Here is a 13,806-nt window from a genome sequence, read left to right on the forward strand (position 1 = left end):
CTCCGGAATAGCTTAAGCGGTACGCAATTTACGATTTCGACCCGGTCGGGGTCACCGTATAGCGCGTTGCGTGGCTGCCGACGAGGGCCGTGGAGCGCACCGAGGCCCCCGCCTCGATCAGGGCAGCCTTGATCTTGTCGATGCTGGTGTCGCTCGTGACCGAGACCAGCAGCGCGGCGCCGTCGAAGGCGGTATCGGGCACCGCCACGATCTCGGCGAGCGGCGACAGGGCGCGCGCGACCTCGGCATTCCAACCCGAGACACGCACGCTGAAGGTCTCGACCTCCGTCACCAGCGCACTGTCGGCGACGCGCGAGATCGCGAACACGGGCAGCGCGGCCGGATGGTCGGCGCGCTCCACGAAAGGCATCCGTGCGATGATCTTCGGCGCGCCGTCCGCTTCGAGCTCCAGCCACCACGGCGTGCGGCTCGAGGTCGCCGAGACCAGCGCCAGGTCGCCCTTGGATTTCGCGACCGCATCAACCGCGGCCTGCGCGCTGAAATGCGCGACATAAGGAACGGTGAAGCCGAAATGAAAGCGCACGGAATCGCGCATCGCCGGCTCGCTCACCGAGATGTCGGCGTGCACGGAGAACGGCGCCTGGACATAGGTGAAGGTCGAGATGATGACGCGCCAGATGCTCTCCACCGTGTCGAGCGGCAGGATGCCGCGATGACGCTGCACGATGTCGCGCATCATCGATGCCTCGCGCGCCGGGCGGAACGCCGAGCCGACCTCCTGGGTCTGCTTCACCTGGATCAGGCGGTCGATGATGTCGCCGCGCTGCATCAGGAGGCGATGCATGTCCGCGTCGATCGCGTCGATCTCCTTGCGCAATTCCTGGAGCGATGGTGGCGCGGGCGGGCGTTGGGACATATCTGACTTGGGCTTTTGAGAGCTTGGACTGTTGAGAGGCGTTCCAATACGGATCGGCGAGGCAAATTGGTAAGCTCGGATCCGCTGCGGTCGATGTCCTGATTAGGCAGTCGGGGCGGCGAAAGCAAAGAGAAATGACAGCCTTTTGGGCCAAGACGGCAGAGACGAATTTGGCTCATCCCGGCCACGACTTGACGAAAACCGCCCAAGACAGTAGGTTTTGCCTGTTCCGTGGTCATTTGAGCCGGCCGGCTTGCAGCCACGTTAAAAAACTCGCTAAACAGGCCGGGGACGCTTCCGATCCCGGCCGAACCTATCGTTCAGGCCGGGTTTTTCATGGCCTGATGTCAGCGGCGGTCTAGCTTCCGTCGCATACGAGGTCGATGATGGTTGGCGTCAAGTCGATTCCAAGTCCTGCGATCAGTGCCCCCGCGATCAATGCCGACGACCGGTCGCATGAGGTCGATCATCCGAGTTCGCAGGTCGCGCTGTTCGGCGCCGACCAGCCGCTGCGGCTCGATTGCGGCATCGATCTCTCCCCGTTCCAGATCGCCTATCAGACCTATGGCGAGCTGAACGCCGAGCGCTCCAACGCGGTGCTGATCTGCCATGCGCTGACGGGCGACCAGCACGTCGCCAATGTGCATCCCGTCACCGGCAAGTCCGGCTGGTGGGAGACGCTGGTCGGCCCCGGCCGACCGCTCGATCCCTCTAGGTACTTCATCATCTGCTCCAACGTGATTGGCGGCTGCATGGGCTCGACGGGGCCGGCCTCGATCAATCCCGCCACCGGCAAGGTGTGGGGCCTCGAATTCCCCGTGATCACCATTCCCGACATGGTGCGCGCGCAGGCGATGCTGATCGACCGGCTCGGCATCGACACGCTGTTCGCAGTCGTCGGCGGCTCGATGGGCGGCATGCAGGTGCTGCAATGGACCGCGGCCTATCCCAAGCGCGTCTACTCCGCGCTGGCGATCGCCTGCGCGACGCGGCACTCGGCGCAGAACATCGCCTTCCACGAGCTCGGCCGCCAGGCCGTGATGGCCGATCCCGACTGGCACAATGGCGGCTATGCCGATCACGGCATCCACCCGCATCGCGGCCTCGCGGTCGCGCGCATGGCCGCGCACATCACCTATCTCTCGGATGCCGCGCTGCACCGGAAATTCGGCCGGCGGATGCAGGACCGCGAGCTGCCGACCTTCTCGTTCGACGCCGACTTCCAGGTCGAGTCCTATCTGCGTTATCAAGGCTCGTCCTTCGTCGAGCGATTCGACGCCAACTCCTATCTCTATCTGACCCGCGCGATGGACTACTTTGACATCGCCGGCGACCATGGCGGCGTGCTGGCGAAGGCGTTCGCGGGCATCCAGACCCGCTTCTGCGTGGTCTCCTTCACCAGCGACTGGCTGTTCCCGACCTCGGAATCGCGCGCGCTGGTGCATGCGCTGAATGCGTCGAGCGCGCGGGTGTCATTCGCCGAGATCGAGACCGATCGCGGCCACGACGCCTTCCTGCTCGACGTGCCCGAATTCTTCGACATCTCCCGCGCTTTCCTGCAATCAGCGGGCAAGGCCCGCGGGCTCACCGGCAACAAGGACGGCTAGCGATGTCTGCACAGGAAGTGTTGCCGCTCGGCGACGCCGCAGCGGAGCAGCCGGCCCAGTTTCGCGCCGACCATCTGCTGGTCGCCGAGATGGTCAAGCCCGGCTCGAAGGTGCTCGACGTCGGCTGCGGCGAGGGCGATCTGCTCCAGCTGCTGGAGAGCCGTGGCATCGACGGCCGCGGCATCGAGCTGTCGCGCGAGGGCGTCAACCGCTGCGTCGCCAAGGGCCTCGCGGTGGTGCAGGGCGATGCCGACACCGACCTCGTCAATTATCCCGACGATGCCTTCGACTACGTGATCCTGTCGCAGACGCTGCAGGCGACGCGGCAGCCGAAAGTGGTGCTGGAGAATCTGCTGCGCATCGGCCGCCGCGCCATCGTTTCGTTCCCGAATTTCGGTTTCTGGCGGATGCGGCTCCAGCTCCTGATCGGCGGTCACATGCCGCGCACGGAGAACCTGCCGGCGACCTGGTACGACACCGCCAACATCCATTTCTGCACCATCAAGGATTTCGTCGAGCTCTGCGACGCGATCAACGTTAAGATGGAGCGCTCGGTGGCGCTCGATCTCTACGGCCGCCCGGTGCCGCTGAACCTGCCCTGGTGGGTCTGGAACATGTTCGGCGAGCAGGGCGTGTTTCTGCTCAGCCGGGGCGGGGGGAAGTAGGTTCTCGTCGTCGAGACGAAGCGAAGTAGTAGACCCTCACCCTGAGGAGCGCGCTCTTGCGCGCGTCTCGAAGGGCGAGGCCACCGGCGGGGCCTTCATCCTTCGAGACGCGCGTTCCGCGCTCCTCAGGATGAGGAGTTGACAGTCAATGCGCCGCCAGCGACCTCGGATCGCGCACCGGCCAGCGGCCGGCCTCCACCAGCGTCACGAACCGCTCCACGCTCGCGTTGAACAGCGCGGGCTCTTCGAGATTGAGCACGTGGCCGGACTTCGGAAACATCGCGAGGCCCGCGGCCGGCAGATGCTTCTTCAGAAACAGGCTCGCACCGATGCAGGGATCGTCCTCGTCGCCGCAGATGATCAGCGCCGGCGTCGACACCTTCCTGATCGCATCCGCCAGCGTGTAGAGCGACGGACGGCCGCCCTGGAAGCCGCGCATCGTGCTGGCGGAGCCCTTGGCGTCGTGCCGTGCCAGCGCGGCGTAGAAATCGGCGTGGCCGCGCGGGTCCTTCACCAGGAAGGGAATCCGGCTCGGCGCCTCACGCGTGACCTTTGCGACCTCGGCGGAGCCGAGCGTCTCGAACTGCTCGGCATTGGCGCGGCACTGCCTGCGCCAGGCCTCCAGGTTCTCGAGCTCCGAGCCTGAGCCGACGCCGGCCAGCGTCATCGACAGCGCGCGCTCCGGCGCATTCAGCCCGATCTGGAGCGAGGAGTAGGCGCCCATCGACAGACCAACGAGATGCGCGCGCTCGATCTTGAGATGATCGAGCACGGTGAGCGCGTCGGTGTAGAAGTGTTTGTAGGTGTAGACCTCGCCGTCGGGCACGTCGGACGGCGTGTAGCCGCGCGCCGAATAGGTGATGCAGCGGTGGCCGCGCGAGAAGTAGCGCATCTGCGGCTCCCAATTGGTGTAGTCGGCCGCGAATTCGTGAAGAAAAATAATCGGCGTTCCCTGACCCGCTTCCTCGAAATAGATGCGGACGTCGTCCCTGGTCGTGGCGTGGGGCATTAACTGTTTCCCTCTCTTCAAGCCGCAATTCGAGGATCGCAGTTAATGTTGTTGTCCGCAATGCGGCAGCATCCAACCAGCACCAACACAAAATCATCGCAGCTATTCACTGGGGCGGCGTCTTTTTCTCGCCACATCGGACCGCTTAACGGCCGGACACACGTCGGCCACCGCACGGGCCGGCCTGGAAGAGGGGGTGTGAACTAAGGATGAAGAATGGTTGAGTTGTTTGCGTCTCGCCTGTCGCGTTGTGTTGTCGCGACGGCGATCTTCTTCGCGGCGGTTGCCGCGTTCGTTTCTCCGGCCTCAGCGCGGCCGCATCATCGTCACAGCGCAGAGCGGCACGTCTACGTGCACCATGCCAGACATCATCATTATCGCCACCACGCACGCAGCTCGCGCTTCGAGCGCAGCGCGGCGCAGTTGCAGGCGAGCGGATTTGCCGACACGCAGGCCAGCTATGATCCGAACGCGAATGCGGGCGGTGTGAGCGCGGGCGGCAGCTTCGGCGGCGGATCGGGCCTCGTGTCCGAGGCGCGCCGCTATATCGGCGGCAATCCGACCGGACGCGGCAGCCTGTGGTGCGCGCGCTTCATGAACATGGTGCTGCAGCACACCGGCCATCAGGGCACCGGATCGGACATGGCGAGCTCGTTCGCGCGCTACGGCACCCGTGTCTCCGGTCCGCAGGTCGGCGCCATCGCAGTGATGTCGCGCGGCCGCCGCGGCGGTCATGTCGGCATCATCACCGGCGTCGATGCGCAGGGAAATCCGATCATGATCTCCGGCAACAACGGCAACCGCGTCCGCGAGGCCCCGGTCTCGCGCGGCCGGATTTATGCGTACGTGATGCCGAACTAAAGCGAGATCCGTAGGGTGGGTTAGCTGGCGGTCGCGCGAAGCGCGGTCGGCTGGCGTAACCCACCATGCGTCCTCGGGTGGCGAACGAAGTTGGTGGGTTACGCCTTCGGCTAACCCACCCTACGAACCGTCACACCAATCTCGGCTCTTCCACCGCAACCGCGTCACCGACGCCGATCTCGCCGTCGGCGATGACCTCGGCGTAGATGCCGCAGTCCATGTGGCCGAGATTGCGCGACAGCGTCGGCGGGATCTCGAGATCGCGCTTGGCCGTCACCGGGTCCACGTTTGTGGCCGGGCAGCGGACGATGCGCTTGACCACCTTCAGCCGCGCCTGGCCGATCGCGAGCGTCTGGCCGACGAGGTCGAGCTCGGACCAGGCCGGCCAGCCGGTCACGTAAAGATTGCCGCGGAAGCGCAAGGGATGCACGGCGGTGCCACCGAGCATGGCCTCGATTGCGCGGACGCTGTTGAGATTGATGATCGACACGACCTTGCGGGCGACGTCGGAAAAGCTGTGGTCGCGGCCGGACAGGACCTTTGGCGGGCCCTTCAGCTCCGGCTGAAAATTCTCGGTGAAGTAGCCCTCGATGGCGGCGCGCCCGGCGGAGGTCTCGAGATCGCCGCTGGCGACGATCTGGCCGTCCTTGCGGATGGTGAGCTGGTTGGTCGCGTCCTCGAACCGGCTGTCGAGGGTCGCCAGCCGCTCATTGCGCGCCAGCATCAGGAACTGGATTTTCGGCTTCCAGGCCGGTGCTTCGGGATCGAACCCGCTCGGGCCGTTCTCGATGGCGTAGCGGCGGTCGGCGGGCAGGGTCTGGCCGGTCCGCAGCGGAACCCGGGGCAGGCTCTCGGGTGTCAGGCCCTTGATCGGGTAGCGGTAAAGGCCGGTGATTTCGGCGGTCTGGCTGGCTGTCATACGACTACTTAGGGGATTCGACCCGGCTCCGCCAAGCAGGCGCATCAGCGCACGAAATTGTGAACTCGCCTCTTCCGATCAGAGGGCACGCTTCCCACATCTGGGTCAGGTCGGCGCCAGCGCCGGCTGATAACGACCGCTGCTGGTTGAGGAACGTCAACGCGGCCAGCGGAAACCCAATGAAGATGCCGTTTGGGGTGCCTTAGAGGGCCCCATGGGCAGGCCGAGGGACAGAAAAGACCATGAATATCGACAAATATACCGAACGCTCCAGGGGCTTCATCCAGTCAGCGCAGTCGCTTGCGGTGCGCGAGGGGCACCAGCAGTTTTCCACCCTGCACATGCTGAAGGTCCTGCTGGACGACAATGAAGGCTTGGCTTCCGGCCTGATCGACCGCGCCGGCGGCAATTCCCGAGCAATTCTCAAGGCGACCGAGGACGCCCTCAACAAGGTGCCGAAGGTCTCCGGCGGCGGCGCCGGCCAGATTTATCTGGCGCCCGAGCTCGCCCGCACCTTCGACGCTGCTGAAAAGGCCGGGGAGAAGGCCGGCGACAGCTTCGTCACCGTCGAGCGGCTGCTGCTCGGCCTGACGCTGGAGAAGACCAGCGAGGCCGGCGCGATCCTCGCCAAGGGTGGCGTCACCCCGCAAAATCTCAACGCTGCGATCGAGGCGCTGCGCAAGGGCCGCACCGCTGACACCGCGACGGCCGAGAACGCTTATGACGCCCTGAAAAAATATGCCCGCGACCTGACCCAGGCTGCGCGCGACGGCAAGCTCGACCCGGTCATCGGCCGCGACGAGGAGATCCGCCGCACCATCCAGGTTCTCTCGCGCCGGACCAAGAACAATCCCGTCCTGATCGGCGAGCCTGGCGTCGGCAAGACCGCCATCGCGGAAGGGCTCGCGCTGCGCATCGTCAATGGCGATGTGCCCGAGAGCCTCAAGGACAAGAAGCTGCTGTCGCTCGACCTCGGCGCGCTGATCGCGGGTGCAAAATACCGCGGCGAGTTCGAGGAGCGGCTGAAGTCCGTGCTCCAGGAAGTCACCGCCAGCGAAGGCAACTTCATCCTGTTCATCGACGAGATGCACACGCTGATCGGGGCCGGCAAGGGCGACGGCGCGATGGACGCCTCCAACCTGCTCAAGCCCGCGCTCGCGCGCGGCGAGTTGCACTGCATCGGCGCGACCACGCTCGACGAGTATCAGAAGCACGTCGAGAAGGATGCGGCGCTGGCGCGGCGTTTCCAGCCGATCTTCGTCAGCGAGCCCTCGGTCGAGGACACCATCTCGATCCTGCGCGGCCTGAAGGACAAGTATGAGCAGCACCACGGCGTGCGGATCACCGATTCCGCGCTTGTTGCCGCAACGACGCTGTCCAACCGCTACATCACTGACCGCTTCCTGCCCGACAAGGCCATCGACCTCATGGACGAGGCCGCGGCGCGGCTGAAGATGCAGGTCGATTCCAAGCCGGAAGAGCTGGATTCGCTCGACCGTGAGATCATCCGGCTCAAGATCGAGCAGGAGGCTCTCAAGAAGGAGAGCGATCTCGGCTCCAAGACCCGTCTCGAACTGCTCGAGAAGGAGCTGGCCGAGCTAGAGGAGAAGTCTGCGGCGCTGACGTCGCGCTGGAGCGCGGAGAAGAACAAGCTCTCCGACGCCCAGAAGCTCAAGTCCGAGCTCGACGCCCTGCGCGTCGATCTTGCGAATGCGCAGCGTCGCGGCGAATTCCAGAAAGCTGGCGAGCTGGCCTATGGCCGGATCCCGGAGCTGGAGAAGCAGCTTGCGGACATCGAGGCCCGCGAAGGCTCCGGCGAGATGATGGAGGAGGCGGTCACCGCCAACCACATCGCGCAGGTGGTCTCGCGCTGGACCGGCGTGCCGGTCGACAAGATGCTGGAAGGCGAGAAGGAAAAGCTCCTGAAGATGGAGGACCAGCTCGGCACCCGCGTTGTCGGCCAGGCTGAGGCCGTGCGTGCGGTGGCAACCGCCGTGCGCCGTTCGCGCGCGGGCTTGCAGGACCCGAACCGGCCGACCGGCTCGTTCATGTTCCTGGGCCCCACCGGCGTCGGCAAGACCGAGCTGACCAAGGCGCTTGCGGAGTATCTGTTCAACGACGAGACCGCGATGGTCCGCCTCGACATGTCCGAATACATGGAGAAGCACTCGGTCTCGCGGCTGATCGGCGCGCCTCCGGGCTATGTCGGCTATGACGAGGGCGGCGCGCTAACCGAAGCGGTGCGGCGCCGGCCTTACCAGGTCGTGCTGTTCGACGAGATCGAGAAGGCGCATCCGGATGTCTTCAACGTCCTGTTGCAGGTGCTCGACGACGGCCGCCTGACCGATGGTCAGGGCCGCACCGTCGATTTCCGCAACACGCTGATCATCATGACCTCGAACCTCGGCTCGGAGTTTTTGGTGAACCAGCCGGAGGGCGAGGACACCTCGGCCGTGCGTGAGCAGGTGATGGGAATGGTGCGGGGGCATTTCCGCCCCGAGTTCCTGAACCGCGTCGACGAGATCATCCTGTTCCATCGCCTGCAGCGCAGCGAGATGGGCCGGATCGTCGAGATCCAGTTCGCGCGCCTCCAGAAGCTGCTGACCGATCGCAAGATCGTGCTGACGCTCGATGCTGCCGGCCGCGACTGGCTCGCAGCCAAGGGCTGGGATCCCGCCTACGGCGCAAGGCCGTTGAAGCGGGTGATCCAGCGTTACCTCCAGGATCCGCTCGCTGAGATGATCTTGGGCGGCGACATCAAGGACGGCGACAGCGTTGCGATCTCGTCCGCAGGCAACGTGCTGACCTTCAACGGCAAGGCGCAGCAGACTGCGGAGATCACCCAGTTCGACGCGCCGGCCTCGAAGCGCAAGCTGAACTGAGCGCTGGCATTCGGAGCCTGAAACCACACATCGCCCCGGAGAGGTTCGTCTCTCCGGGGCGATTTTTTGTTGCTCGGCGTGCGCGTTACTTCTTCACGACCTTGTAGATCGCGTTCTCCACGTCCGAGGTCACGTAGATGACGCCTGTCGCACCGATCGCGACACCCGTCGGGATATGCGTCGGCAGTCCTCCAGGCGCCCCGGTCAGGCCGATCGGAAGATTGGCGGCGATCTCGGTGATCTTGCCGTCCTCCGGCGCGATTTCGATCAGCCGTTTCGCGCCGACTTCCGCCACGATCAGCTTGCCGTCGCTGCTGCGGGCGAGGCCTTCGGGCATTTTCAGGTCCTTGGCGATCACGGTCTTTTCGCCGTTCCTGTCGACCCTGGAGAGCTGTCCAGCGAAGGCCTCGGTGACATAGACCTCGCCGCTCGAGCCGCCGACGAGCCCGATCGGGCCCTCGAGGTCCCCAATCAGCGGGGTGCGGTCCTTGCCGTGCTCGCCGCTGACACGGACCAGCGATTTGGTGCCGAGCTCGGCCACAAGGATGCTGCCGTCCTCGAGCACGATGGCGTCGTGCGGCGCCTTGAAGCCGTGCAGCATGTCACGCGTGGCGCCGGTCTTGCCGTCGATCACCTGCACCGTGCCGGTGAACCAGCTCGACAGGATCACGTCGGTGCCCTTCGCCGTCGCGCTCATCGGGTATTCGAGCGTGACGCCGTCGGCATGCATGCGCGCTTTCTCGGTGACATCGCCGGTCGCGCCGTCGACCGTGCGATAGGCGAATACGTCGGCGACGTGGATCGTATCCTTGTCGTTCTCCGAGGTGACGCCGATGCCGCCGGGCAAAGCGAGCTTGCCGATGATGATCTGCTTGGCCTGGCCGGTCGCGGGATCGACCTCCTGGATGCCGTTGTCGGCCATGTTGGAGACGTAGATACGGTCCTTGTCGTCGATTGCGAGGTTGTCCAGCGAGGGCTTCAGCTGTGCGACCACGGCTTTGGCGCCCGATTGGGGATCGACCCGGACGAGCTGGCCGAGCGCGGTGTCGACCACCCAGAGATTGCCCTTGGAATCGAAGTTCACGGCGGCCGGGACCTTGAAGCCGTCGGCAACCACCGTCAGCTCGGCCTTGTCGACATCGACTTTCGCGACCTGTCCCTTGAACCAGAGCGGACCGTAGAGCTTGTCGTCGGGCCCGAATTCGAAGCCGTTGAGGCCGCCCATCTTCTCCATGATCTGGCGGGGTGGTTTGACGCCTTCGACGTCGATTTCATAGAGCGTGTCGCCGAGGAAGACCGTCGTGGCGTACAGCCTGCCGTCCTTGCGGAAGGCGAGCGAATTGATGCCGGGAAGGCCGCTGGCCAGCTTCTTGATCGGGCCGTCGCCCTTGCGCGCGTAGAGATCGCCGGCGAGGAAGCCGGTCCAGGCCATGGTGCCGTCGGGCGCGAATGCGATGTCGTCGGCCATCCCGATCGGAGCGGGGATTGCAACCTTGGCGGTACCGCTGGAAATATCGACCTCGTAGAGCATCGCGCCCGCGACGCTGCCGGCGAACAAATGGCCGGCCTTGTCGATCCCGAGCCCGTGCACGCCATGGAATGCGGAGCCGGGGACGAGTTTCGTGACCTCCCAGGTTCTCGGTGAGGTCTGCGCCGATGCACTCGTGACGGAGAAAAGCGCAGCCATCAGCGCTGCGCAGGCGAGCCTGTTCGTCATGGCGAGACCTCCCATTTTTTGGAAAGTATTCGCCCGTCATGCGGCTTTGGCAAACGAAACTTGAGATTGTGACGCGGCGTCGTTTCGCAGCGTTCCGTTCAATTCTGTTCGGAGATGTCTGGCCGGAACTGGCCGGTTGCCACTAACGGTTGCTGACCTGCAGCGGTCCGCCGGTCGCATCCGACATGCGGGCGATGGCGCCGTTGCGGCCGCTCATCATGCCGTCGAGCCGGTCGCGTTCCTTCTCGAAGCCGGCCAGCACCGTGCCTTCCAGCGAACGGCCGCGCGGCAGTTTTACGCGCAGCGGATCGACGAAGCGGCCGTTGACCAGGATTTCGTAGTGGACGTGGGGTCCGGTGGACTGGCCGGTCGAACCGACGAAGCCGATGACCTGGCCCTGCCGCACCTTCTTGCCGATTTCCATGCCCTTGGCGAAGGCCGACATGTGGCCGTAGGCGGTCTCGTAGCCGTTGGAATGCTTGATGCGGATGTACTTGCCGTAGCCGCCTTCCGGGCCGGCCTTCTCGATCATGCCGTTACCGGAGGCGAAGATCGGCGTGCCGTAGGCGGTGGCCCAGTCGACGCCGGTGTGCATCTTCACATAGCCGAGGATCGGATGGCGGCGGCCGCCGAAGCCGGAGCGCATGATGGCGTTGTTGACGGGCTTGCGCACCAGGAACTTCTTCGCGCTCTTGCCGGTCTCGTCGTAGTAGTCGACGACGCCGTCGTCGGGGCTCTGGTAGCGGTAGTATTTCTTGGTTTCGCCGCCGACCGTGAGGGAGGCGAACAGTACGTCGTTCTTTTCGTTCGACGTCGTGCCTTCTTCCTCGCCGGCGTAGAAGACGTCGAAGGAATCGCCCGGCTGCACCTTGCGCTGGAAGTCGACGTCGTAGGAGTAGATCTTGATCATGTCCTCGATGACGGGCATCGGGACCTTGTTGCGCATCGCGGTCTCGTAGATGCTCTGGTAGAGCCGCACGCCGGTGCCGTCATCGTCATCTTCGTCGTCGCTGTTGGCGTTGGCCGTGGCGTCGGCGACGGTGTTCATGGTGGAGACGTCGACCGCGACGTATTTGCCGAGATCGGACAAAGCCGCGATCGCCTCGACCACCGTGTCGTTTGCAACCACGACGCGATAGGGCTGGAGGCGGGCGCCGGGGCTTGCGGGCGCCATCAGGATGCGGAGCTTCTCGCCTTCCTTCAGGCCGCCGTCGCGGCCGCGCGGGCCGAGCGTTGCGGTGATCGCCTTGATCTCGTCGGCGGTGGCGCCGAGATCGCGCAGGACGGAGCCGACGCTGTCGCCCTTCTTGACCATGTGGACGCGTTCGCCGTTCGGATTTCCGCCGGTGATCTGCTCCTTGGTCTTCGGCAGCAGCGTCACGTTTTCCGGCACCACGCGGGTCTCGAAACCGGCATAGGGATCGGACGGCGAGGATTCAGGGGCGTAGGCGCTTCTGATGTCGGACGGGCCCGTCGCGCTGGAGACATCGGCAGTCGCGTTGGCGAGCGAGGCGTAGCGCACCCCGCCATTGCCGCGCCAATTGGCGGCATCACGCACCCGCATCAGGATGTCGTCGAGCGCAACCACGGCGGTAATCTTGGCTTTCGGCAGCACCGGCGACAGATCCTTCGTGACGAAGGAGACCTCGGCGTCGGGCTCGACGGCTTCAGGATTGTTCGGATCGTCGGAAGCGGTCTTCGGATCGGAGCCGACGTCGGTGAGCAGGCGCTGGGCGTTGAACGGCGGAATCTTCGCCGACAGATCGCTCGTCGTCATCGACAGATTGCCGGCGATCCGGACGAAGGGGCGCACCCGCATCACGTCGCGGTTGCCGACGCGGGCGACGGTGGAGACGCGCACGATGTTGCGCGAGGCCGTGGATTCGTTCGGCGGCGGCAGGCGGTCGCTCTTGTGCAGCGTGGCGGCGCGATCAGCTGTGCCGAACGCACCCCGCAGCGCGCCTTCGACGCGCTCGGGCACCTTGGCGAAGGTCATTTCACCGTCGAGAGAAGCGAAAACGGCGCCGCCGATCAGGGCTGCGCCGCAAAGTCCGGTCAGAATTGTCCCGCTGAACCATTGTACCGAGACGCGACGGCGATCGATGACGGCGGCTTCCGAACCGTCGACGGACAGCGGCGGCTCGTGGCCGAGATCGATGATCCCGGTTTCACGCCCATAAGCGCCGCGTGACGTCCTGTGGTTCAACCCAAGTCCCCCAATCAACGACCCAAGAGCCCGGTTTCGAACCCTTTCCTGGTCGCCCTCTTGGAGGGGCATCGCAGGAAAAGGCAAGCCGCATAGGCGTCCGCGGTCAGAAGGCCCAGATGACGGGCCGGCCGAAATTACGAACAGCTAAGCGGAAAAAGATCTCTCGATGTCTTTCGAACGTCTGAGGAAGGCCGCTTCATCGGTATGATCGCCTTCCTCTGACCCCACGCAAATCGCCGGCAGCCCCCACTGGCATTCCCGCGATTCAAGCTTGTCTCTTATCAGAACGCCGCGGGATTGTGGCTCAAGTACGGCGCCTAATATGGAAAAAGTTTCCTGGACGGCCCGGCGCCGGGGGCCGCCCGGGAGGGGCGCCCAGGACCAGGTCCGGAGCCCCTCCGGAGCCCGCTGGGGCCCAGCCCTTTTTTCAGATTTTTTACCGTCCGACCTCAGTTGGCGTGTCCCTTGGCTTCCTAATCGGCTGGAATCGCTTGAATTTTTCTACTGATCGCTGTGCGACGATTTGTTGACGATTGGCGTTGACAGCCCGGAAGGTGGGGCCTATAACCCCAACCACTGAGCGCGGCGCCGCCGGGTCATTGACCAAGGCGAGCGAACGCGTCGCTGATGCTCCTCACCTTGTTGAGTGACACAACAGCCGACACAATCGGTTGGAGTCATTCGACGTCGGTAAGGGTGTCGGAACCCTTCCTCTCAGGAAGGTTGGGGCCTGCATGGTCCCGGGCTGTTTGACAAGTGAAGATGAAGAAAGAGAAACGTGGACGGCGGAGTCCTTGCGGGTCTCGGTTCTGGAGAGCTTCGGCTTTTTGGATCGAGACCGGACGAAAGACTTCGGCGGTACACGTTTCAAAGGAAACACCATCGTTGCCCGCGATGTGAATCGCAGGCAGCACATCGACTTTTGTCGATAATGGTGGGACCTCGTCAAACGTTGTGATCAGCCGGTTCAAAGTTCAAGTCCAACTTGAGAGTTTGATCCTGGCTCAGAGCGAACGCTGGCGGCAGGCTTAACACATGCAAGTCGAGCGGGCGTAGCAAT

The 13,806-nt window shown here is 64.5% G+C and carries 9 protein-coding genes, 1 rRNA gene and 1 riboswitch; of the genes, 5 read left to right on the forward strand and 5 right to left on the reverse strand.

The genetic code is table 11. The features are described 5' to 3' along the window. Nucleotides 1-28: 28 nt before the first annotated feature. Complete coding sequence (locus VGR99_RS03120) at nucleotides 29-877, reverse strand: chorismate mutase (RefSeq protein WP_326896832.1); 849 nt, start codon at nucleotides 875-877, stop codon at nucleotides 29-31. 221 nt (nucleotides 878-1,098) lie between these two features. After that, a riboswitch (SAM riboswitch) is annotated at nucleotides 1,099-1,178 on the forward strand. 85 nt (nucleotides 1,179-1,263) lie between these two features. Here VGR99_RS03120 and metX point away from each other — a divergent pair. Together metX and metW are read left to right on the forward strand one after the other, a co-directional pair. Further along, the gene (metX, locus tag VGR99_RS03125; protein WP_326896849.1) at nucleotides 1,264-2,484 is read left to right on the forward strand and encodes a homoserine O-acetyltransferase MetX; all 1,221 of its coding nucleotides are present in this window, start codon (nucleotides 1,264-1,266) and stop codon (nucleotides 2,482-2,484) included. A 2-nt stretch (nucleotides 2,485-2,486) separates the two neighbouring features. After that, complete coding sequence (metW, locus tag VGR99_RS03130) at nucleotides 2,487-3,149, forward strand: methionine biosynthesis protein MetW (RefSeq protein WP_326896833.1); 663 nt, start codon at nucleotides 2,487-2,489, stop codon at nucleotides 3,147-3,149. Between the two features lie 145 nt (nucleotides 3,150-3,294). On the opposite strand, the gene VGR99_RS03135 is transcribed toward metW, so the two are convergent. Further along, the gene (locus tag VGR99_RS03135) at nucleotides 3,295-4,158 is read right to left on the reverse strand and encodes an alpha/beta hydrolase (RefSeq protein ID WP_326896834.1); all 864 of its coding nucleotides are present in this window, start codon (nucleotides 4,156-4,158) and stop codon (nucleotides 3,295-3,297) included. A gap of 216 nt (nucleotides 4,159-4,374) precedes the next feature. Here VGR99_RS03135 and VGR99_RS03140 point away from each other — a divergent pair, with 216 nt between their 5' ends. Then, nucleotides 4,375-5,019, forward strand: coding sequence for a TIGR02594 family protein (locus VGR99_RS03140; RefSeq protein ID WP_326896835.1), 645 nt, complete (start codon nucleotides 4,375-4,377; stop codon nucleotides 5,017-5,019). A gap of 130 nt (nucleotides 5,020-5,149) precedes the next feature. Here VGR99_RS03140 and VGR99_RS03145 read toward each other — a convergent pair whose 3' ends face one another. Beyond that, a complete protein-coding gene (locus VGR99_RS03145; RefSeq protein WP_326896836.1) occupies nucleotides 5,150-5,938 on the reverse strand; it encodes an MOSC domain-containing protein in 789 nt (262 codons plus the stop codon). 242 nt (nucleotides 5,939-6,180) lie between these two features. Between VGR99_RS03145 and clpB the strand changes: the two genes are divergently transcribed. Continuing rightward, entirely contained in the window at nucleotides 6,181-8,820 is a 2,640-nt protein-coding gene (gene clpB / locus VGR99_RS03150) for an ATP-dependent chaperone ClpB (RefSeq protein WP_326896837.1), read from the forward strand. Between the two features lie 85 nt (nucleotides 8,821-8,905). Here clpB and VGR99_RS03155 read toward each other — a convergent pair whose 3' ends face one another. Next, a complete protein-coding gene (locus VGR99_RS03155) occupies nucleotides 8,906-10,537 on the reverse strand; it encodes a hypothetical protein (RefSeq protein ID WP_326896838.1) in 1,632 nt (543 codons plus the stop codon). Nucleotides 10,538-10,679: 142 nt separating this feature from the next. Continuing rightward, nucleotides 10,680-12,743 carry a M23 family metallopeptidase gene (locus VGR99_RS03160; RefSeq protein WP_326896839.1) on the reverse strand — a complete coding sequence of 688 codons (2,064 nt, stop codon included), beginning with the start codon at nucleotides 12,741-12,743 and terminating at the stop codon, nucleotides 10,680-10,682. 984 nt (nucleotides 12,744-13,727) lie between these two features. Between VGR99_RS03160 and VGR99_RS03165 the strand changes: the two genes are divergently transcribed. Then, a 16S ribosomal RNA gene (locus VGR99_RS03165) occupies nucleotides 13,728-13,806 on the forward strand; the annotation flags it as partial.

It is taken from the genome of Bradyrhizobium sp. (genome assembly GCF_035935975.1).
GTDB lineage: Bacteria > Pseudomonadota > Alphaproteobacteria > Rhizobiales > Xanthobacteraceae > Bradyrhizobium.